Here is a 20,265-nt window from a genome sequence, read left to right as displayed (position 1 = left end):
ATTAAAATTCAATGAGTTTTCTAATTAAATAAGCTAAGTAATCCCGTGCATTGTTCACCTTCACCTTCTCCCAGCCAGTTTGTTTTCATTAAATACCTTTTTCATTCGGTTATTGCTTTTGCCTGCTAGTGTAATTTGATATCATGATAGTTAGGCTATGATTTGGCTGTCAATTTTTAAATACTAATAGTGAATTGTATAATGATGGTACATATATTCTTTGGAGGTTTTTATGACAAATCAATTGAAGGTAATGACCGTATTTGGAACAAGACCGGAGGCAATTAAAATGGCTCCGCTTGTTAAAGAATTAGAAAAACATCCTGATCAAATTCAATCGATTGTAACGGTAACAGCACAGCACCGCCAAATGCTGGATCAGGTCTTAAATATTTTTGAAATTACACCTGACTATGACTTAAATGTAATGAAGGAACGTCAATCCTTGATTGATGTGACCACACGAAGCTTAGAGGGGCTTAATGATGTAATGGCAAAGGTAAAACCCGATATCGTTCTCGTTCATGGTGACACAACGACAACATTTGTGGCAAGTTTAGCGGCTTTTTATAATCAAATTCCGATTGGTCATGTGGAAGCAGGACTTCGCACTCATAACAAATATTCACCATACCCTGAGGAAATGAACCGCCAGCTGACAGGTGTATTAGCTGATCTTCATTTTTCGCCAACAGTACAATCAAAGCAAAATCTATTAGTAGAAAATAAAAAAGAAGAAGCTATTTTTATTACAGGAAATACCGCGATTGATGCCTTACAAACAACCGTTAAAACGAATTACTCCCATCCTGTTTTGGATAAGCTTGGGGACGATCGATTAATTCTAATGACGGCCCATCGAAGAGAAAACACCGGTGAACCGATGGAAAACATGTTCCGTGCGATTCGCAGAGTAGTGGAAAAACATGCTGATGTACAAGTCGTTTATCCTGTACACATGAACCCAGTGGTTCGTGAAATTGCTAATCGTGTTTTGGGAGAAAACAATCGAATTCAGCTGATCGAGCCGTTGGATGTAATTGATTTCCATAACTTTGCTTCACGGGCCTATTTAATTTTGACTGATTCCGGCGGGGTTCAGGAAGAGGCGCCATCTTTGGGTGTTCCTGTTCTTGTTTTACGCGATACAACTGAGCGGCCTGAAGGAATTGCAGCGGGGACATTGAAGCTAGCAGGTACAGATGAAGAAACCATCTTTGGGCTGGCAGATGAATTATTGTCTGATAAGTCCGCCCATGATCAAATGGCGAAAGCCTCCAATCCATACGGAGACGGATTCGCCTCCAAACGAATCGTCGAAGCGATTCTTTATCACTTCGGAAGAAGCGAACAACGACCTGCCGACATGGCGTAAGCAGGGAAAGTACTAGTATTATGTAAGGTTTATCAGCCCTCCTGTCTTTGGTTAAAAGACAAGAGGGCTGTTTATTTATCGAATTCTGAAGAAAAGATGTGGTCATTAATGAAGTTTAATAAAATTCATCACATTGCAATCATTTGTACGAATTATGAAAAGTCGAAGGATTTTTATGTGCGGATTTTAGGGATGAACCCTATAAGCGAGGTTTATCGAGAGGACAGAGATTCCTATAAGCTGGATTTAGAAATAAATGGACAGTACCAGATTGAATTGTTTTCATTCCCAAACCCGCCAGCACGGCCCGGCTACCCTGAAGCTGCCGGTTTAAGACATATTGCCTTTGAAGTGGATGATATAGAAGAGGCAGCAGCCTACTTTAAAAAACACCAAATAAATGTTGAGGCGATCCGAATCGACCCTGTAACCAACAAGAAGTACACCTTCTTCCCCGACCCAGACGGACTGCCAATAGAACTCTATGAGAAATAAACAAAAAGAAGAGCAGGAGACCATATCCACTCGGTCAACACGCCCTTCTCTTTTTTTTATTTGTCCGCGTGGAATGTACAATTCAGCCTAACTGTCCACGAGCGGTGCCTGACACCATATGATACTATTTAATGACACCATTAAATGAACGTCACTATTAAACAGCTAGTATCTCGGCAGGCCGTATTCTTGTGGGGACCAGGTGCCATAGCTGCTCAATGTGTAGGGGTTTATATTCGGCCCATATCCTGGGTAACCAACATTTCCTAGACTTGGATAGCCGCCAGGAACCGGAGCATAGCCGTAAATTCCACCACCCGGCCCAGGGACGTAACCTGGGAAGCCGCCATAGCCACCCAATCCTCCAGTTCCCATTCCTCCAAGCAGTCCGGAGCCTAAATATCCCAAACCAAGACCCAGGAGCCCTTTACCAACTTGACCAAGACCTAAATGGGAATTTGTATGGTGTCCATAGTGATGGCCCCCATGATGGTTGTCCTCATAATGATGTTGTACATGGTGATGATTTCCATGATAACTCTCTACGGGCTTTCTATAAGAATAATACATACGATCTCCTTTCTCCTCATAATCGTAATTAGCCTATGTGCCTTTTTAGATAATTCTTGGGTTGGTGCCCATATTATTAGAAATTGGTGAATTCTTCTCCCCTTGAAAGGATGTCCAAAATACGTCTCAAGTCCTAGTTTTCTTTCCGTTCGAGGTCTATGGCGGGCAGGAGTTTTTTCATGTATTGTGGAAGTAGTAGATGGAAATCATTTCTTTTGGTACAAATTACAAGAATGTGAAACATTCTATTGATTTCATTCGTATGAATATAAAGGAAACCTAGTCAGGAGTCGATTTTTATGAACCCTATCCTTTCATTAATCATTCGTTCATTTGTGGCTGTCCCTGTCACCGTTTTAACCGGGTTAATCAGCTATTTAGCGCTTGATCTGCACTTCCTGCCATCCCTGGGCTATGCGATTGCGGGCGGTGTTTTAACCCACCTAATACTTGGGCTGTTCATGAACAAGAACTTTTTAAAAAAGCATCAGCTTTCAAGCAAAGAATACCGCTATATTAAGAAAAATTTAAAGGAAGCCAAGCGAAAAATCCATCGTTTGAATAAAAACCTTTTCACCATCCGCGATATTTCATCTGTAAAGCAGAGAATCGATATCCTAAGAATCACCAAGAAAATACACAAGATGACCCTAAAAGAGCCGAAGCGTTTTTACCAGGCGGAGCCCTTTTATTTTTCTCATCTGGATTCCGTGGTGGAACTGACCGAGAAATATAACTTCCTATCCACTCAGCCGAAAAAAAGCATGGAGCTGGACCAGTCCTTAATTGAAACACGCCGAACCTTAAATGAAATGACACGGGTCTTGGAAGAAGATTTATACCACGTCATATCAGATGATATCGATACTTTAAATTTTGAAATAGATGTCGCAAAGCATACAATCAAAAAACAAAAAGACTCTAAATTTCCTGAAGAGAATAGGTGGCTAAAATGAGCGAAAACAACCCAATCCAGCCCAACACATCGGGCAACTTATTAGATGATATCCTTGCTAATCCCTTTGGCGACGGACTCGCGCCATCTAAAAGCCCGATCCCGCAGACAGGGGAACCAAAGCGGGTCAAGTTAATTGACGTCATTCCTGAGGAGCATCGGGCAAAAGCGTATCAGATTGCCGAGCAAATTGATCCCGCCAACCATCAGGCGATGATTCAATACGGCACCCAGGCCCAAGGCAAGCTCCTCAGCTTTTCGCACACGATGCTCGAGCACGTTCAGAAAAAGGATGTCGGCGAAATCGGAGACATAATCAGTGACTTAATGAAGCGCTTGAATGAAGTAAATCCGGATGATCTAAAGGATGGGAAGCCATCCTTGTTTGCGCGTATGTTTGGAAAAATTTCCGGTTCCATACAAGAGGTTCTCTCCAAATATCAAAAAACTGGAGCTCAAATTGACCGAATCAGTGTGAAGCTTGACCGCAGCAAAAATGTACTATTGTCTGATATCAAGTTGCTTGAGCAGTTATATGAAACGAATAAAGAATATTTTCACGCTTTGAATGTCTATATTGCAGCTGGGGAGATCAAGCTTGAGGAAATGAATGAAAAAATTATCCCGCAGTTAAAACAAGCTGCACAGGCTTCCAATGATCAGATGAAGTTTCAAGAGGTCAACGATATGATTCAATTTGCCGACCGCTTGGATAAACGGCTTCATGATTTGAAGTTGAGCCGGGAAATTACGATTCAAAGCGCACCGCAAATCCGCCTGATTCAAAACACCAACCAGGCATTGGTGGAAAAAATTCAATCGTCGATCATGACCGCGATTCCTCTTTGGAAAAACCAAGTGGCCATTGCCTTAACATTAATCCGCCAGCGTCATGCGGTGGAGGCACAAAAGCAGGTCTCCAAAACAACGAATGAACTGCTGTTAAAAAATGCTGAAATGTTAAAAACAAATACGATTGAAACAGCGAAAGAAAACGAGCGCGGCCTTGTTGACATTGAAACACTTAAGAAGACCCAGGAAAACCTCATCTCCACACTCGAAGAAACTTTGCGAATTCAAGAGGAAGGCCGCCACAAACGCCGAGCTGCTGAACAAGAACTTGCCACAATGGAAAACGACCTAAAAATAAAATTATTAGAGATAAAAGGAAAATAACACAAAAGAGGTCTCCAGGTGGAGACCTCTTTTAATTATTAACCGGCACAGTGTGATAGTACTCCTCCAGGGTAATGTCACGCGACATGATTTTTTTAGCCATCGTTTTTCCGACATAGCGAAGATGCCACGGCTCGTAGGTATAGCCGGTGATGGCACTCTTTCCTTTCGGATAGCGGATAATAAAGCCGTAATCAGCGGCATGCTTCTGAAGCCATTTTGCCTCTTTTGTTCCTCCAAAGCATTCCTCAGCTGCACACCTGCTATCCCCGCCAGTCACATCAATGGCAAGCCCAGTTTCATGCTCGCTTGTTCCGGGAACCGCACTATAGGTTGATGCTCTTTCAAATCCATCTTGCTTTACATAACTATTGAACAAAGCTGTTTGAGCGATGTGTGAACGATAAGCCGAAACACCTAAAAGATTTACGCCCTGATTTTTAGCACCTGTGAAAAGTTTTTCGATCGCGGACGCCGCTGCCATACGCATTTTTCGCTTCTCGGATTTTTCTTTAAAAATAAACGGGATATTCGCATCCACTAAATCCTCAGGCGAATAATTTTCCGGCAATTTATGCTGTTTATTGACAAGAACGGGGATACTTTCTGGATTGGCGACAACAGAGATACTATCCAAGGATTGTGAGCGGGTCTTGTTCGTAGATGATGATGGTTTGTTCAAAGCGATATTTTCTTCTTCCTGGGCAAAATGAAATTTTTCCATGCAGCCTGTTAACATGAGAGCCGTCAGGAGAAGACAAAAAGTAAGGGACCATAATTTTAACATGAATAACTTCCTTTTTTTTTTAAATTAAATCCTGTTATCATCATGGACACTATTAATAGACTTAAAACCTCACAAGTCCTATTTAGAAACAATCATCCTAGCGGAAAATAGAAAAAATTACCCACCTGTTGGGTCCTAAGACACTTTTCATTTATAAATTTGTTGGATATATTTTTGATAAACACATAAATCGTACGAAACGGCAAAGCCATTGAAAAGTGGTGACGCAAAACTACAGGGGCTAATGTTTAACGACGATGCTAGCCAGTTACCGAACACGACGTACTCCTGCGATTTATGTAAACCACAATTGGGGGGTTATCATGTGTTGAAAATGTTTATTCGAGGCAAATATTATTATCATTTAATCCAGTACCGCCACAACGAAATCCTGCAGCAGGATTGTCTTGATGAGGAATTAAGAATGAAGTTAAGGGTAAAATCAAGCTACCATAATAGCAAGGCCGTGGAGCTAGGGGCAAAAATGTAATCGTTGTCAAAAAAAGCCTGGGATTCCAGGCTTTTTTTATGAGAACCTTTGTACAAAGTTACAGCAGGAACAGGCTCGTCCAAGCAGTCTTTTCGTTACATGATGTTCATAATAAATTTCTTCAAATCCACAAACAGGGCATTCAATTATGTGGAAAATTCGTCGTTCTCCTAAAATGGCATCTAACAGAATCTCAAAATCCATCCTCTTGCCCCCTACTAGTTTTTCTTTAAAGATAGCAAATGATAGACGTGAAAAAAGACGAATATTGTCAAGGGGTTTGTGAATGTTATCGACATTATTTGTCATAGTTTCCTATCTTGTTGGCCATCCTAAAAAATAAAAAGAGGAGGTCTGTCAAAATGAAAAAAGATGAGGATAAAATAAGCGATGGCTTAAATCAAATATTTGAAATCATCAATGCAAAAGGCGATACGGGCGAGCTCAAGGAAATTGTCGATGAAAACGATTCCAGCGAAAATAACCCTTCCACCACATAATTAGATTAGCCCAAAGACCTAGACAACGTTCTGGGTCTTTTTTTTGTATATTGTGGACAAATCACCGTGTAAATGTGGATACCTGAACATATTTTGTGGATAAACCTCTAGGGAAAGTGGATAAGTCTAACAAGATTGTGGATACATGAGTGGATATTAATCGGATAATTATAGTTATGCACATAATTTGTGTATAAAAGTCTGAAAAGTGTGGATATATCACGATGGAGTGTGGATAGAGAGCCTGAAATTGTTGGTGATTGCAACAAAACCTGTGCATAAGCCATTATGACTATTAGCCTATTTAGTCACCACCATCCAAAGGCAGTACTAAGTATATCCGTAACCCTTTACAACAATATGACAAATGTCACCTCATTTTAATGACACTGCTTACTAAAATTTCCCACCCTTCCGAAGTACAATGAAATCAAGAAAGCAGGAGGTGTTCGAAACATGAACGCAATTTTAACCTTAACAAATGTGACAAAGTCTTTTCAACATAAAACAGCGGTAAATAATGTATCTTTTTCAATTGGCAAAGGAGAAGTTGTGGCGATACTCGGTCCGAATGGTGCTGGGAAAACGACGACGATTTCGATGATCTTAGGGCTTCTCAAGCCAACAGCCGGGGAGATCAGCCTGTTTAACCTTGAACCTCATGAAAAGCAAGTCCGCGAAAAAATCGGGACGATGCTGCAGGAGGTCAGTGTGATGACGGGCCTAAAGGTTCGGGAAATTCTTCAATTAATCAGAAGCTATTATCCAAGTCCGCTCGACCTGGAGGAACTCATCAATTTAGCAGGACTTACTGAACAGGACCTTAAAACCCGGGCGGAAAAATTATCAGGCGGACAAAAGCGCCGTCTTAGTTTTGCTCTTGCTCTGGCAGGAAATCCCGAATTGATTATTTTCGATGAACCGACAGTCGGGATGGATATTACTTCAAGAAATCGCTTTTGGCAGACCGTTCGGGCTCTGACTGAACAAGGCAAAACCATTATTTTTTCGACTCATTATCTCCAGGAAGCCGATGACGCAGCCGATCGAATTTTACTTTTTAAAGACGGCAGCATCGTGGCGGACGGAACGCCGCAGCAAATCAAAGCGAGAATTTCCAAACAGTCAGTGTCCTTTATTGTTGATCCGGAACTATCTTTAGAAAAGTTATATCTTCACAGTGAAATCGATGATATTTATCGAAAAAATAACCGGGTTTACGTGCAGTCGACGGATACGGACCGAGTTCTTGAATTAATTTTTCAAGAAAAAATCGGTGCGAGGGATATCCAAATTGAACGCGGCAAGCTGGAGGAAGCATTCGAACAATTGACGGGTAACGCCCAGGAGGCTATATAAGATGAAAGTATTTCATATGCAATGTAAAACAGAGATTATTCGTGTGTTAAGGAATCGCTATTTCGTGTTTTGGTCGCTGGTGATGCCGATTCTCTTCTATTATATCTTCACGAATGTTGTCAATACAAATGCACCGGACAAGGCACAGTGGAAGGCGCATTACCTCATGTCAATGACGGTATTCAGTGTGATGGGCTCATCGATGATGACGCTCGGAATCCGGATGGTGCAGGAGCGTTCGCAAGGCTGGTCAACATTTATTCGAATTACCCCCTTATCAGACAGCGTTTATTTTGCCGCGCAAATGGTCGGGCAAAACGTAATTCATGCCTGTTCGATCACGATTATTTTTATCGCCGGAGCTTTAATCAATGACGTTTCCTTAACAGCAACTGAATGGATCCTTAGCGGTGTCTGGATTTTGCTTGGCTCGCTGCCATTTCTTGCAATCGGCACTCTCGTCGGAATGATGAAAAAAGTAGAAACAGCAGCAGGTGTCAGCAATGTCCTTTATATGGTGCTCGCGATTTCAGGCGGGCTATGGATGCCGCTTGAGATTATGCCGAAAATGATGCAAGCCATTGGTAAGTGGCTGCCATCCTATAATTTTGGCAATGGCGCCTGGGAGATTGTTCGCGGGAACATGCCGGATTGGAAAAATATTCTGATTTTGATCGCCTATTTAGTCTTGTTCATGCTACTATCGATGTATATTAGAAGAAAACAAGAAGCGGTGTGATGAAGGATGAAAAAGTCGTTTAGCCTGTTCCCGCGGCAATTCGGCTTCTTCCCCTATATCTTCCTCATTTATATCGGATTTCCGATTTACTATCTGACGAAGGAGGCAGGGTTGAAGCAGCTGCTTGGGTTTGGAATGGTGCTGCTATTTTTGGTGACGTACCGCCAGCTTTATTTTTCAATGGGAAAAAGAAGGTTCACCTACTGGCTTGCTTTGCAAATGGGAATCGTTTTTATTTTGACGTTGTTTTATCACCTAAACTATATGTTTTTAGGATTTTTTCCGGCGAATTTTATCGGCTGGTATCGGGATAAACGAGTTTTCTATCGGGGTCTTATCTGCCTTGTGTGCGTGGAATTATTCCCGTTTGCCTTTCATTTAATGAAGACAAAAGCCTTTTTCACGCCTGCTGAGCTCATTTATTTTGTTCCATTTCTCATCATCATGCTGATTTCGCCGTTTGGCATCCGCTCGATGAACCGGAGGATGGAGCTGGAAAAGGAGCTCGATAAAGCAAATAAGCAAATCGAAGAATTGGTGAAGCGGGAGGAGCGGGTGCGGATTGCCCGCGACCTTCATGATACGCTTGGTCATACGTTGTCCTTGCTGACCCTAAAAAGCCAGCTTGTGCAGCGGCTGACCGTTGTCGACCCAGAAAGGGCACGGCTTGAAGCAAAGGAAATGGAAACGACATCTAGGGCAGCGCTTAAGCAGGTACGAGAACTTGTGACGGACATGCGAGCAGCGACTATTGCCGAAGAACTCATCCAAATCCAGCAAATTTTGCGGGCGGCGGGAATTACCTATCAATACGATGGAGTTCATGACTTTTCAAAAATCCCCCCATTTACACAAAATATTGTCGGGATGTGTGTAAGGGAGGCAGCGACAAATGTCGTAAAACACAGCCGAGCGACTCATTGTTCTGTTTCCATCAATCTATCTTCTGAAAAAATGAAGGTTGTGATTCATGATGATGGGATGGGGGTCCCAGCAAAGAAAAAGCAGTTCGGTAATGGCTTGAGCGGGATGGTAGAGCGGCTGGCCCTTATCGAGGGCTCACTAAACCTATCGAATCATAATGGCGCTGTTTTAGAAATGACCGTTCCAATTATTAAAAAGGCAGGAGGTGCTGCGGGTTGATTCGCTTATTTCTCGCGGAGGACCAACGGATGCTACTCGGAGCACTCGGATCGTTACTAGATTTAGAGAACGACATGAAGGTAGTTGGCCATGCAATGAATGGGGAAGAAGCACTTGCCTCTATCCTTGAGCTTAAGCCGGATGTCTGTTTAATGGATATTGAGATGCCTGTAATGAATGGGCTCGAGGTGGCGGAAGAGCTGGCACGGCTGGCTGCGCCCAGTAAAGTCATCATTCTCACCACTTTTGCCCGCCCAGGCTATTTTGAACGTGCCTTGAAAATTGGTGTTCACGGTTATTTGCTTAAGGACGGGGAGATAGAAGAACTAACAGATGCGATCCGCAAGGTGAAGGCGGGAAAACGGGTATTCAGCCCAGAACTCACCTTTAATTTCATCCGTGAGGAAAACCCGCTCACTCCCAAAGAACAAGAGATTCTTAGATTAGCAGCCTTAGGGAAAACAACAAAAGAAATCACATCCGAACTCTATTTATCATCCGGCACCGTCCGCAATTACATCTCCGAAATCATCCACAAACTCGACGCCAAAAACCGAACTGAAGCCGCCTCCATCGCTCAGAATAATGGTTGGATCTAATTCTAAAATCAGAAGGGGCCTGTTAATGGGCTCCTATTTTTTGAGGCGGCTCCCCTAATTATCAATTCGCAAATTTAGTCTACAGTACCTTGTACACTACCTATTTTATCGCCCTTTCTATGTTGGACAACCTTCCTTCAAATCAATTCAGGAATATAGTGATACTAGTTCGTAAGGAGGGAAGGGGTGTCATGATTAGAAAGGCCATTATTCCTGCAGCAGGGTATGGAACCAGAACCTTGCCAATCACAAAGGTATTGCCGAAAGAGATGTTGCCGATTTGTGGACGACCTGCCATTGATTTCTTGGTTGAAGAAGCCATCAAATCAGGAATTGAGCAGATTTTAGTCGTTGTATCCAGGTCTAAGAACATGATTCTGGATTACTACGACCGTTCGGTAGAATTGGAAACCTACTTAGAAGAAAAGGATAAAAAGCATCTATTGAAAGAAATCAGTCTTCCTGACGTGCATTTCCAATATGTTCGCCAGCAGTATCCCCGCGGGCTGGGTGATGCCGTTTTGTTAGGGAAGCACTTTGTTGGCAAGGAACCATTTGCGGTCTTGCTGCCGGATGAAATTATTCTTTCAGAAAAAAATGAACCGTTAAAACAGTTAATCGATTTGTTCAGCGTATATAAGAGGAATGTCATTGGTGTGAAAAAAATATCCGCTTCAGAGCTGAAAAACTATGGAGTGATTCAGCCGGAAACATTAAAGGATAACCAATATATCATCAAAGACATTGTCGAAAAGCCGCAGGAGTCTCCGCCTTCGGATTTGGCAGTTATCGGAAGGTATATTTTTGACTCTGAAATCTTTCGCTATCTTGAGAATGTAAAGCCCGGTGCTGCCGGGGAGATTCAATTAACAGATGCGATTAAAGCGATGGCGAATGATTATCCAAGCTATGGACTCGAAATTGACGGCATGTGCTTTGATATCGCTAAAAGTTCAGAGTACGTTGCACTGATTAATCATATTTGCGGACCAAGGGAGGATAAGGATCTGTGAACATTTTAATAGTCGGAACAGGATACGTGGGGACGACAACAGGGCTGATTTTTTGCGAGATGGGCCACAAGGTAACAGGACTGGATCTTGATGACCACAAAATACGCTCCTTGCAAGAAGGGAATCTATATTTCTATGAACCTGGTCTTGCGGAACTTCTAAAAAAGCATATCCAAGCCCAAAATATTGCTTTCACCAATCATACAGAAAAGGCCATTAAGGAAAATGATGTAATTTTCCTTTGCGTAGGAACTCCAAAAGGAACAGACGGAAACGCTGATTTAACCTTTGTCAGAAAAGCTGCTGAATCCATTGGTCAAAATATCAACACCTATAAAGTCATAGTAACGAAAAGCACTGTGCCCGTTGGGACGGCGGAATTGGTGACGGGGTGGATCCAATCCAAGCAAACGGCTCAGATTCCATTCGATGTTGTCTCAAATCCTGAATTTCTCCGCGAAGGCTCCGCCCTTCAGGATGCACTAAACCCGGATCGAATTGTCATCGGCACAGAAAGCGAAGCTGCCAGAACGATCATGAAAGAATTATATAAAAACTTTCAGTGTCCTATCGTCCAAACCAACCCCAAAGCCTCCGAAATGATCAAGTATGCCTCAAATTCCTTCCTCGCCCTGAAAATTTCCTATATTAATGAGCTGTCTCGATTGTGTGATGAATTAGGTATTAATGTGAATGATGTCTCACAGGGAATTGGACTTGACGAGCGGATTGGACCGCAGTTCCTCCGTGCTGGAATGGGTTATGGGGGCTCTTGTTTTCCTAAAGACGTGAATGCGCTAATTCAGATAGCAAACGAAAAGGGCCGGCCCTTGACAATACTCGAGAGAGTGGTAAAAGTGAACGAAGAGCAGCCGCTGTATTTTATCAACAAAATAAAGGATGCCTTGGGTGGCGAATTGAATAATAAAACGATTGCCGTGCTTGGCTTAGCGTTTAAAGCGAATACCGATGATACAAGGGAGTCGCCAAGCATCACCCTGATTGATAGATTGCTAGAGGAGCAGGCAAATATCAAGGTACATGACCCTATCGTAAAATTATGGCCTCACCAATGCCGAACAGTAGAAAAAACAATCAGTGGCACCGATGCGATTGTTATCTGCACCGATTGGGAGGAATATAAGCGCATCAATTGGGGAAAACTCAAGCCTTTAATGAAGCAGCCATATATATTTGACGGCAGGAATATGCTTGAAAAAGATCAAATGGAGAACCTAGGATTTTATTATATAGGTATTGCCAACTATTGAAAAAAGAAGGTGGGGAGAACATGATTCTCATCACAGGTGGAGCCGGTTATATCGGTAGTCATGTCGTCCGAGACCTGGCGGATAAAGGGTACTCTGTTTTAGTGCTTGATAATTTATCAACAGGACATGTTGTGAGCGTTGACGAAAGGGCAATATTTATTCGGGGAGATATGGGAGATCCGGGGGTGCTCGAAGAGATCTTTGCAGCCTATCCTATAAAGGCAGTCATGCATTTTGCGGGTAGCTGTCTTGTGGAGGAATCCGTTCATTTTCCACTTAAATACTATCATAATAATGTTTCAAACACAGTCCAATTACTTCATAAAATGATAGAACACAAAATAAGGAATTTTATTTTTTCCTCGACATGTGCGACATACGGAATCCCTAATCAAGAAACAATCACTGAATTCTTGACTCCCAACCCCATTAATCCTTATGGAAAGTCAAAGTTAATGATAGAAATCATATTAAACAGTATCTCAGAAATATATGATTTTCAATATATTTCGCTCCGGTATTTTAATGTAGCTGGAGCACATCACACCGGTGAAATCGGTGAAGACCATAATCCTGAATCTCATTTAATTCCGAATATATTAGGGCATTTACAGGGGGAAACGCCTTATATTGAAATTTTTGGAGATGATTATCCGACGCCGGATGGCACATGCATCCGCGACTATATTCACGTTAGTGATTTATCGGAGGGACATATTTTAGCACTTGAATATTTACTTCAAAGCAGCAGTCAAAAGGTTGCTGAAACCTTCAATTTAGGAAATGAACGAGGCGTTTCCGTTCTAGAAATGATAAACCTCTGTGAGCAGGTAACAGGGGCCAAAGCCAATGTGAAAATACAACCGCGGAGAATAGGGGATCCTCCCCGCTTAGTGGCCTCCTCAAGAAAAATGAAAGACATGCTGGGCTGGTCTGCGAAATACGATATCAAGACAACCATCGAGACGGCCTGGAACTGGCATCAAAAGCATCCAAACGGATATAAAGCAAAAAACAATCCGCACCAATAAGGCGGATTGTTTTTATTATAATTTTATGTTTCTCAAGAAAGCTGTGAATTTTGGAATGTTTATTGTTATATTATCAAAGCCATTCCAACCATGAGGTGACTTTTCAGGATCCTTTAGACCAATAAAAGAACGATAATTCAGGTTTCCAAATGAACTGATTGCCCAATATAGGGAAGTTATATAGGTTGGCGGAAAAATTTCAACCACCTTTGTATCTGGCTGGCAAAAGGTCAAATTGACCAATCCTGCTCCATGTGCTGCAACAATCGCTTCAGCAGTAGAAAAAAGCTTCGCCTGTTCAGCGACTGAGAGGGTTTCAAGTTCGATTTTAATAAAGCCGTATTGCGTCAGTACCTCCATCAAGTGGTCTTCATTTAAAATTTTTCGTGACCATCTTCTGGTAATATAGATTCTTTTTTGATCATAGGGCGGTGTCGCACTGCTATCTTTTAAAAAAGTACGCCTTAAAAAATCAAATGCCCACTTTGTTGCAAATGATGGCTGGGAAGGAACAATCAAATTCTCCGCTTCAATATGAAACGTGCTATGTGTTTTGATCAGCTGGTCCGCAGTTATACCTAATTCATTTAGTGTCTCAAGCTGAAATGGAATAACATAGGGTTCCGGCTTCACAATAAACAAATCAGCCTCGATTCCGCTCTGTCTCAGCAAGTGAACACGGGGAAGCGTCTCGTACATCCAATGATAATAATTCCCTCCCACTATATGGGTTAGATCTACAGCCTTTTCAACATGCTGAGAAATCGGCGGCAATTCTTTCTCTTTAAAAATCGAATGATTGGAGCGTGGATGTACAAATTCTAAAGAAACATCCCAAATCAGATGATTATCCGGGGTTAAAATCGCTCCATTCAGCCCGCATACACGTCCTCCGGGTATCACTCCGACAGATCCACTTTCTAATTTAAATGGATAGCGAATTGGAGGGTATTTAATTTGCCTTGAAAAAGAGGTTGCTTGATAAATTTCCTTAAAAATCACTCCCTGAGAAAAAGACTCGGGATTCGCTTGAATCCATTCCTTTACTGAGTTATAGATTCCAATAGGCGGCAGTATATCGCTCAAAAAATTCCCCTCATTTTATTTTTTTGCTTACACGTTTCCGTACATATTAACTATTCCTTTTTGAGAGAACATGTTACTGAATCCATACTGATTTTTTAAATTGGGATAATAACATAAACCTATTACGATTTTCATTTCTTTTAGGTCTTACACAGGTTAATTCCTTCTATCATATACTGTCTTGGACAGTTGAACATTTTAAGTAAAACCAAGGATGTGAGATTCAATGGAATTATTGTTTAGCGTAGTTATTCCTGTGCATAACAGGGCTGAGCAATTACTTCTGACCCTGACCTCTTTCGAAAAGCAAATCAATCCACTCCCTTTCGAGGTAGTAGTAATAAATGATGCTTCAACCGATCATACTGTTGAAGTTTTGAAACATTATTCAGCACAAGCGCCCTATCCGTTTTCCTTCGTGTCATTAGAGAATAGACAAGGACCAGGTGCAGCTAGAAATGCCGGAATTCAAAAAGCAATGGGGAAGTATATCATTTTTTGTGATGCAGATTATTTAGTTCTTCCTAATTTTATTGAGACGCATTACCATTTACACTTAAAACACGAAAATGCAGTTGTATCAGGAACTCCATATTGCTATAAAGGCATATATAGTCTATACTTTCCAAGTTTTTCGAGTTGGGAATCTTCTATTATGAAACAATCGCTTAAAAGAACAGGGCTGTGGAAGAACTCCTATATTAAAGCAGCCGAGATCACCTCTGTCCTAACACAGGAGGACATTCGAAATGATTTTGACAAAGTATATAAAATCTTGTCCATAAATGATGGAATGGATGATTCGTTAAGAAAAGAATTTTATGATTTAACCGTTGCACCATGGTTATTATTTATTACACGTAATGTTTCCGTGGAAAAATCAGCATTTGAAAAAATTGGACAATTTGATGAAAGGCTAATTAGAGGTTCTGGTGAAGATTGGGAGCTTGGATATCGGTTATATCAAAACGGTTACCAATTTGTCATCATTGAAAAGGAAATCGGCTATCATCAAGAACATCCTAATGAGTATCGAAAACCATACAAAACCCTGGTTTCATTTAGCAGTCTGTTGGCTGAAAAGTTTGGAAAGGAAGAGCCCGAGATATTTCTATTAAGCATTTGGAATTCCTCGGATGATTTATGGAAGGATATTCCGATTTATAAAAACATGGTTCGTTTATTTAGCGACAATACGGGTGATTCCAATGTAGAGCAGATGAAGTACCTTCTTAAAAAAGGTTGTCAAAAAATAATGTAAGCTGCTTGAAACAATAAATGTGTTTTAAAAAAGAGCATTTAATTGGAAGGATGGAGACCGAAAATATGCTTGTTTCTATGGTTATGGCTGTCCATAATGGAGAGAAATTTCTTCAAGAGGCAATCCTTCACACTTTGGCTCAAACTTATACTGAATTGGAATTCATAATAGTTAATGATGGTTCTTCTGATAGAACGAAACAGATATTAGATGGAATCCAAGACGAGAGAGTTAAAGTAATCCATTTAGAACAAAATGGCGGCGCGGCCAATGCCTTAAACTTAGGAATTAAGGAAGCAAACGGCCAATGGATTGCTATCCAGGATGCCGATGACAATAGTTACCCAACAAGAATAGAAGAACAAGTAAAATTCATTCAGGAAAACCCGCATTTAGTAGGTGTGGCAACGTTCGTAAGATGTATTTCCGGGGATGATGATGTCCCAGATTCTGTATATGAAGAATATACATTAAGCAGAAACTATCATGTTTCAAAAAAGGAAATCAGGAAAATTATTTTTTGGGGCTGCCCTTTAACGCATAGTTCTGTTATGTTCTCTAAAAGTGCCTTTTGGGAAGTGGGAGGATACGATCCCAGCTATAAAATTGCTTATGATTATGATTTATGGCTAAAACTATTAGAAAAAGGCGATTTGGAGAAAGTTCCGAAGGTTTTACTGGATTATCGCATACAGAAGAATTCACTGTCACACAAAAATGGTTTTGAAACGATTCATGAAATACAAGTAGCTGCTTCAAAGGCTGTTTATCGAATGAAAAGTGAACAAAAACAACATCCACCCAAGGTTATGGTTATAGGGGAACTGGAAACCTGTGAAAATTATATCCAAAAAGTCGCCCCATTAAGTGGATTAGAGGTAACAGGTATCATCGATAAAAATAGCAGTAACTTTTCTTCTGCAATTCGAAAAATAAGAAATGGGAAGATAGATGCCATTATCGTACTAGATAATGATAATACAAGCAAAATAATTAGGAGATTAGGAACCCGATATTTAAAATATAATAAAGATTATTATATTTTACTGAATACCTTATAATAAACGTTTTTCTAAAAAAGTGCATATTGAAAGGGAAAAACAAATTGAAAAAGCATGGAAGTCAGAGACTCCATGCTTCATTTTTTCAAATCATTTAGTATATACTCAATTTTTTCTGATACTCCATAACTGTTAACCTCAGTCCATCTTCTAATGCTGTCACTGGTTGCCATCCTAATATTTTTTTCGCTTTTTGGATATCAGGTCTTCTAACATTAGGATCATCCTCGGGAAGCGGGTGGAATGTAATCGTGCTTTCAGAACCTGTTAGCTTTTTGACCCGCTCGGCCAATTCCAGGATTGAATATTCTACTGGGTTACCGATATTAATGATCTCCCCATTTGCCTCGTCCTTTTCCATTAAAAGCTTCAAACCGCGGATTGTATCTGTTACATAGCAAAACGACCGGGTTTGTGTCCCGTTGCCATAAACGGTAATGTCCTCCCCTTTTAATGCCTGGGTAACAAAGTTCGAGATCACCCGGCCATCATCATTGGCCAGTCCGGCCGAATACGTATTGAAAAGGCGGGCCACCTTTACCTTTGTCTGATACTCCTTGAAATACAAGTAGCACAGGACCTCTCCCATCCGTTTTGCTTCATCATAACAAGCCCTTGGCCCCCATGTATTCACATTGCCCCGGTAGCTTTCCGGCTGCGGATGGACCTCAGGATCACCGTAGGCCTCGCTTGTGCTCGTATAGACCAATTTGGCTTGATGTCTTTTCGCTAATTCCAGCATATTCTTCGTACCAACTGTGTTTGCATTTATCGTTTCGAAGGGTGCAGCTTGATAATATTTGGGAGAAGCAGGGGAGGCCAGGTGATAAATTTCTTGGACGTTCTTGAAGTCAGGGTCGGTTATTAGCTTCTGCGAACACACATCCATTTCTTTATATATGAACCTGTCATATGGCAGGCCATTAATATTCGTTATTTTTCCAGAATAAAGATTATCTATGCCTATAACTAGACAGCCTTCAGCGAGTAAATCCTTCGCAAGGTGTGATCCTAAAAATCCTGCTACGCCGGTAATTAACACTTTCTTTTCCATGATTCACCTCTATTTCTCCTGTCTATAACATACTATGAGGTAAATAAAGATTGGTATGGGTAGGAGGGGATGAATTGGTCTCGGTTATGATGTGCACGATAAGGGAACATATGATTGAAAGAGGAATAGATAATTTCCAACGGCAGACAATTGCTGAAAAAGAGCTTATCCTTATCTTAAATAAAAATTCAATTCAGTTAGAAAAATGGCAAAGCCGACTCGAAGCGTTTGAAAATATTCATGTATTTCAGCTAGACGAATCGAAAACTTTGGGAGAGTGCCTGAACTTTGGTGCGAGGCAGGCTCGCTTTGGTCGAATTGCTAAATTTGATGATGATGACTATTATTCTCCGGCCTATTTAGCAAATTCTCTTCATGGCATGGATCAAACAGACGCTAGCGTAATCGGTAAGGCAGGGATTTTTGTATATTTTAAAAGGGATAAGCTGTTAACATTATTTCGCCCGCAAATGAGCCAGTTCTTTTTGAAAAATAAAAGAGTTTTTCTGTCTGGCGGGACATTAGTATTTAAAAGAGAAGTCTTGGAAAAAGTCTCTTTTCGCAAACTAAATAGCGGGGAGGACGTGCAATTTCAAAAAGATTGTCTAGATCAACGGATTTCTTTGTATTCTGGAGGTTTTCACGATTATGTTTTGATTCGATATGAGGAGAACCACCGTCATACTTGGGGAATCATGGATGAAACTTTTCAAAAACAATGTAAAAGGATTGCGGTAACTGACTCATTTGAAAATTTTGTGCGGGACGGGGGAAAGAGACTATGATATCCGTTATAGCTTGCACCAATCGCCAGGAATTTGTACACCTTATTATTGAAAATTTCCAAAAGCAAACTTTGGCCGAAAAGGAGCTTATTTTGATTCTGAATTCATTGGACCTGCATGCCGTTCCTGATGAGCAGATGAAAATTCTATGTTTTCCAGAGGATATGAGTTTAGGAGAGTGTTTAAACAGAGGTGTTAAAGCGGCGAAATATGATTATATTGCAAAGATGGATGATGATGATTATTATGGAGCCGATTATTTGAAGGAAGCGTATGAGATGCTTGTTCTAACAGGAGCAGATCTTGTTGGAAAAGGTACTTTTTATATCTATTTTAAAAGGAACCATGAGATCCGCTTGTATAACCCTAATTATGAAAATAAATGGATTGTAAACGCCGGCCCCTATAAATCTTCCTATTTTTTAAGTGGGGCTACACTTGCTTGGAAGAAGTCTATTTTTAACAAAGTCTGCTTTCCTAAGGCAAATCTGGGCGAAGACAGCGGCTTTCAGCGGGTTTGCTATGAAGTTGGACTGAAAATGTACTCTTTATCTAAGGACCATTATGCGTATGTTCGATACCCGGTACAAAATCACCATCATTCTGATGCAAAAGAACCGCATTTAAGAAGAAAAAGCCTGTTCGCTGGCAACACCCCATCAATTGAAAGGTTTTTTCAAAATAAAAAGCAAGGCAGCGAATAAAAAAGTGCGGCCTTGCTGAATCAGCTGATTTTATTAAGCAAGCAAATCAACGGAGAAGCTTTCAATGTCTTTACAACGGATGACGGTCAATCTCTGACTATTAGGAGGTGACAAAGTTTCTGGTTCGATAATTTTCACGCAGCAGTCCTTTGTAACTTTCTCCAATTCCCCAGTTATAATGTCTCCGGATTTAGTTCTAATGGTTACCTCACTAAACATGAAATTCTTTAGAATCTGGCATAGACAGTCACACTTACAGTCGTTTTTACAGCGGCTATGCCCGGAACTGCTATGCCCGGAACTGCTATGCCCGGAACTGCTATGTCCAGAACTGTGATGTCCAGAACTGGTATGCCCGGAACTGCCATGTCCAGAACTGTGATGTCCAGAACTGCTATGCCCGGAACTGTCATGTTTCTTTTTATTAGTTTTTTCATCTTTCCCCATTTCTCCACGCCCCTTCTAAATGGTCATTTCAAATTAATATATTCATTAAAAAATGGAAAGTCAGGGCGGGGAACGATTTTTATCGCCCATATTCAGCCGTTTATCCTTAGGTAGCCGCATGGGCTATTTCATTTTGAACATCACAAGGGATATCATCAAACACATCTTCAAGACTCTTAAAGATTATTATTTTGTTTTTTTTTTTAAAGGTATTGACCAATCTATTAATCTCCTGTAATATAGGAAAAGTCGTCAGCGAGGCGATGAAAGATAAATGAAAAAGGTTGTTGACTTTAACAACTTAAAATGATATATTAATAAAGTCGTTTTTGAACGACGGATTGTTCTTTGAAAACTAAACAAA

At 40.9% G+C, this 20,265-nt stretch carries 23 protein-coding genes and 1 riboswitch; of the genes, 17 read left to right on the top strand and 6 right to left on the bottom strand.

Going from position 1 to position 20,265, the window contains the following annotated elements:
• The first annotated feature begins 232 nt into the window (after window positions 1–232).
• Both wecB and gloA2 read left to right on the top strand, forming a co-directional pair.
• Window positions 233–1,375, top strand: coding sequence for a non-hydrolyzing UDP-N-acetylglucosamine 2-epimerase (gene wecB, locus V7161_RS00885; protein ID WP_335441848.1), 1,143 nt, complete (start codon window positions 233–235; stop codon window positions 1,373–1,375).
• Window positions 1,376–1,483: 108 nt separating this feature from the next.
• Window positions 1,484–1,870 (top strand): SMU1112c/YaeR family gloxylase I-like metalloprotein, encoded by a 387-nt coding sequence (gene gloA2 / locus V7161_RS00880; protein ID WP_335441847.1) that lies wholly within the window; start codon window positions 1,484–1,486, stop codon window positions 1,868–1,870.
• A gap of 165 nt (window positions 1,871–2,035) precedes the next feature.
• On the opposite strand, the gene V7161_RS00875 is transcribed toward gloA2, so the two are convergent.
• Entirely contained in the window at window positions 2,036–2,440 is a 405-nt protein-coding gene (locus V7161_RS00875; RefSeq protein WP_335441846.1) for a cobalt transporter, read from the bottom strand.
• Between the two features lie 299 nt (window positions 2,441–2,739).
• Here V7161_RS00875 and V7161_RS00870 point away from each other — a divergent pair, with 299 nt between their 5' ends.
• The gene (locus V7161_RS00870) at window positions 2,740–3,396 is read left to right on the top strand and encodes a 5-bromo-4-chloroindolyl phosphate hydrolysis family protein (RefSeq protein WP_335441845.1); all 657 of its coding nucleotides are present in this window, start codon (window positions 2,740–2,742) and stop codon (window positions 3,394–3,396) included.
• Window positions 3,393–4,571, top strand: coding sequence for a toxic anion resistance protein (locus V7161_RS00865; protein WP_335441844.1), 1,179 nt, complete (start codon window positions 3,393–3,395; stop codon window positions 4,569–4,571). Before V7161_RS00870 ends, V7161_RS00865 begins: the two co-directional genes overlap by 4 nt.
• A 31-nt stretch (window positions 4,572–4,602) precedes the next feature.
• Here V7161_RS00865 and V7161_RS00860 read toward each other — a convergent pair whose 3' ends face one another.
• Window positions 4,603–5,358 (bottom strand): M15 family metallopeptidase, encoded by a 756-nt coding sequence (locus V7161_RS00860; protein ID WP_335441843.1) that lies wholly within the window; start codon window positions 5,356–5,358, stop codon window positions 4,603–4,605.
• A gap of 191 nt (window positions 5,359–5,549) precedes the next feature.
• A riboswitch (cyclic di-GMP riboswitch) is annotated at window positions 5,550–5,634 on the top strand.
• A gap of 49 nt (window positions 5,635–5,683) precedes the next feature.
• On the opposite strand from V7161_RS00860, the gene V7161_RS00855 reads away from it, so the two are divergent.
• Window positions 5,684–5,848: a hypothetical protein gene (locus V7161_RS00855; RefSeq protein ID WP_335441842.1), complete on the top strand. Its 165-nt coding sequence runs from the start codon at window positions 5,684–5,686 to the stop codon at window positions 5,846–5,848.
• Window positions 5,849–5,884: 36 nt separating this feature from the next.
• Here the strand turns inward: V7161_RS00855 and V7161_RS00850 are convergent, their stop codons facing one another.
• Window positions 5,885–6,052, bottom strand: coding sequence for an acyltransferase (locus V7161_RS00850; protein WP_223594271.1), 168 nt, complete (start codon window positions 6,050–6,052; stop codon window positions 5,885–5,887).
• 158 nt (window positions 6,053–6,210) lie between these two features.
• On the opposite strand from V7161_RS00850, the gene V7161_RS00845 reads away from it, so the two are divergent.
• From V7161_RS00845 to galE, 8 genes are all read left to right on the top strand, one after another.
• On the top strand, window positions 6,211–6,348 hold the full coding sequence (locus V7161_RS00845; RefSeq protein ID WP_335441841.1) for a hypothetical protein: 138 nt from the start codon (window positions 6,211–6,213) through the stop codon (window positions 6,346–6,348).
• A 456-nt stretch (window positions 6,349–6,804) separates the two neighbouring features.
• Window positions 6,805–7,707: an ABC transporter ATP-binding protein gene (locus V7161_RS00840; RefSeq protein ID WP_335441840.1), complete on the top strand. Its 903-nt coding sequence runs from the start codon at window positions 6,805–6,807 to the stop codon at window positions 7,705–7,707.
• A 1-nt stretch (window position 7,708) separates the two neighbouring features.
• Entirely contained in the window at window positions 7,709–8,446 is a 738-nt protein-coding gene (locus V7161_RS00835; RefSeq protein ID WP_335441839.1) for an ABC transporter permease, read from the top strand.
• Window positions 8,447–8,452: 6 nt separating this feature from the next.
• Window positions 8,453–9,589 carry a sensor histidine kinase gene (locus tag V7161_RS00830; protein ID WP_335441838.1) on the top strand — a complete coding sequence of 379 codons (1,137 nt, stop codon included), beginning with the start codon at window positions 8,453–8,455 and terminating at the stop codon, window positions 9,587–9,589.
• Window positions 9,586–10,188, top strand: coding sequence for a response regulator transcription factor (locus tag V7161_RS00825; RefSeq protein WP_335441837.1), 603 nt, complete (start codon window positions 9,586–9,588; stop codon window positions 10,186–10,188). Before V7161_RS00830 ends, V7161_RS00825 begins: the two co-directional genes overlap by 4 nt.
• A gap of 191 nt (window positions 10,189–10,379) precedes the next feature.
• Complete coding sequence (locus tag V7161_RS00820) at window positions 10,380–11,201, top strand: UTP--glucose-1-phosphate uridylyltransferase (protein ID WP_335441836.1); 822 nt, start codon at window positions 10,380–10,382, stop codon at window positions 11,199–11,201.
• Entirely contained in the window at window positions 11,198–12,472 is a 1,275-nt protein-coding gene (locus tag V7161_RS00815; protein WP_335441835.1) for a UDP-glucose dehydrogenase family protein, read from the top strand. The genes V7161_RS00820 and V7161_RS00815 overlap by 4 nt, the downstream gene beginning before the upstream one ends.
• Before the next feature lie 20 nt (window positions 12,473–12,492).
• Entirely contained in the window at window positions 12,493–13,503 is a 1,011-nt protein-coding gene (galE, locus tag V7161_RS00810; protein WP_335441834.1) for a UDP-glucose 4-epimerase GalE, read from the top strand.
• 15 nt (window positions 13,504–13,518) lie between these two features.
• Here galE and V7161_RS00805 read toward each other — a convergent pair whose 3' ends face one another.
• The gene (locus tag V7161_RS00805) at window positions 13,519–14,589 is read right to left on the bottom strand and encodes a glycosyltransferase family 61 protein (protein WP_335441833.1); all 1,071 of its coding nucleotides are present in this window, start codon (window positions 14,587–14,589) and stop codon (window positions 13,519–13,521) included.
• 226 nt (window positions 14,590–14,815) lie between these two features.
• Between V7161_RS00805 and V7161_RS00800 the strand changes: the two genes are divergently transcribed.
• Together V7161_RS00800 and V7161_RS00795 are read left to right on the top strand one after the other, a co-directional pair.
• Window positions 14,816–15,850, top strand: a complete 1,035-nt coding sequence (locus V7161_RS00800) for a glycosyltransferase (protein ID WP_335441832.1) — start codon at window positions 14,816–14,818, stop codon at window positions 15,848–15,850.
• Window positions 15,851–15,915: 65 nt separating this feature from the next.
• The gene (locus V7161_RS00795) at window positions 15,916–16,911 is read left to right on the top strand and encodes a glycosyltransferase family 2 protein (RefSeq protein ID WP_335441831.1); all 996 of its coding nucleotides are present in this window, start codon (window positions 15,916–15,918) and stop codon (window positions 16,909–16,911) included.
• A gap of 94 nt (window positions 16,912–17,005) precedes the next feature.
• On the opposite strand, the gene V7161_RS00790 is transcribed toward V7161_RS00795, so the two are convergent.
• Window positions 17,006–17,965, bottom strand: coding sequence for a GDP-mannose 4,6-dehydratase (locus V7161_RS00790; protein WP_335441830.1), 960 nt, complete (start codon window positions 17,963–17,965; stop codon window positions 17,006–17,008).
• 86 nt (window positions 17,966–18,051) lie between these two features.
• Here V7161_RS00790 and V7161_RS00785 point away from each other — a divergent pair, with 86 nt between their 5' ends.
• Window positions 18,052–18,750: a glycosyltransferase gene (locus V7161_RS00785; protein WP_335441888.1), complete on the top strand. Its 699-nt coding sequence runs from the start codon at window positions 18,052–18,054 to the stop codon at window positions 18,748–18,750.
• Window positions 18,747–19,454: a glycosyltransferase family 2 protein gene (locus V7161_RS00780; RefSeq protein WP_335441829.1), complete on the top strand. Its 708-nt coding sequence runs from the start codon at window positions 18,747–18,749 to the stop codon at window positions 19,452–19,454. Before V7161_RS00785 ends, V7161_RS00780 begins: the two co-directional genes overlap by 4 nt.
• A gap of 227 nt (window positions 19,455–19,681) precedes the next feature.
• Here V7161_RS00780 and V7161_RS00775 read toward each other — a convergent pair whose 3' ends face one another.
• Window positions 19,682–19,891, bottom strand: a complete 210-nt coding sequence (locus V7161_RS00775) for a hypothetical protein (protein WP_335441828.1) — start codon at window positions 19,889–19,891, stop codon at window positions 19,682–19,684.
• Between the last annotated feature and the right edge of the window lie 374 nt (window positions 19,892–20,265).

It is taken from the genome of Neobacillus drentensis (assembly GCF_036965425.1).
In the GTDB taxonomy this organism is placed as follows: Bacteria; Bacillota; Bacilli; order Bacillales; family Cytobacillaceae; genus Neobacillus; species Neobacillus drentensis_F.
This window is presented reverse-complemented; position numbering and strand designations above follow the sequence as displayed.

Coding starts and splice junctions, on each gene's coding strand:
- wecB (WP_335441848.1), top strand. CDS start 233: ATGACAAATCAATTGAAGGTAATGACCGTATTTGGAACAAGACCGGAG.
- gloA2 (WP_335441847.1), top strand. CDS start 1,484: ATGAAGTTTAATAAAATTCATCACATTGCAATCATTTGTACGAATTAT.
- V7161_RS00875 (WP_335441846.1), bottom strand. CDS start 2,440: ATGTATTATTCTTATAGAAAGCCCGTAGAGAGTTATCATGGAAATCAT.
- V7161_RS00870 (WP_335441845.1), top strand. CDS start 2,740: ATGAACCCTATCCTTTCATTAATCATTCGTTCATTTGTGGCTGTCCCT.
- V7161_RS00865 (WP_335441844.1), top strand. CDS start 3,393: ATGAGCGAAAACAACCCAATCCAGCCCAACACATCGGGCAACTTATTA.
- V7161_RS00860 (WP_335441843.1), bottom strand. CDS start 5,358: ATGTTAAAATTATGGTCCCTTACTTTTTGTCTTCTCCTGACGGCTCTC.
- V7161_RS00850 (WP_223594271.1), bottom strand. CDS start 6,052: ATGGATTTTGAGATTCTGTTAGATGCCATTTTAGGAGAACGACGAATT.
- V7161_RS00845 (WP_335441841.1), top strand. CDS start 6,211: ATGAAAAAAGATGAGGATAAAATAAGCGATGGCTTAAATCAAATATTT.
- V7161_RS00840 (WP_335441840.1), top strand. CDS start 6,805: ATGAACGCAATTTTAACCTTAACAAATGTGACAAAGTCTTTTCAACAT.
- V7161_RS00835 (WP_335441839.1), top strand. CDS start 7,709: ATGAAAGTATTTCATATGCAATGTAAAACAGAGATTATTCGTGTGTTA.
- V7161_RS00830 (WP_335441838.1), top strand. CDS start 8,453: ATGAAAAAGTCGTTTAGCCTGTTCCCGCGGCAATTCGGCTTCTTCCCC.
- V7161_RS00820 (WP_335441836.1), top strand. CDS start 10,380: ATGATTAGAAAGGCCATTATTCCTGCAGCAGGGTATGGAACCAGAACC.
- galE (WP_335441834.1), top strand. CDS start 12,493: ATGATTCTCATCACAGGTGGAGCCGGTTATATCGGTAGTCATGTCGTC.
- V7161_RS00800 (WP_335441832.1), top strand. CDS start 14,816: ATGGAATTATTGTTTAGCGTAGTTATTCCTGTGCATAACAGGGCTGAG.
- V7161_RS00795 (WP_335441831.1), top strand. CDS start 15,916: ATGCTTGTTTCTATGGTTATGGCTGTCCATAATGGAGAGAAATTTCTT.
- V7161_RS00790 (WP_335441830.1), bottom strand. CDS start 17,965: ATGGAAAAGAAAGTGTTAATTACCGGCGTAGCAGGATTTTTAGGATCA.
- V7161_RS00785 (WP_335441888.1), top strand. CDS start 18,052: ATGATGTGCACGATAAGGGAACATATGATTGAAAGAGGAATAGATAAT.
- V7161_RS00780 (WP_335441829.1), top strand. CDS start 18,747: ATGATATCCGTTATAGCTTGCACCAATCGCCAGGAATTTGTACACCTT.
- V7161_RS00775 (WP_335441828.1), bottom strand. CDS start 19,891: ATGAAAAAACTAATAAAAAGAAACATGACAGTTCCGGGCATAGCAGTT.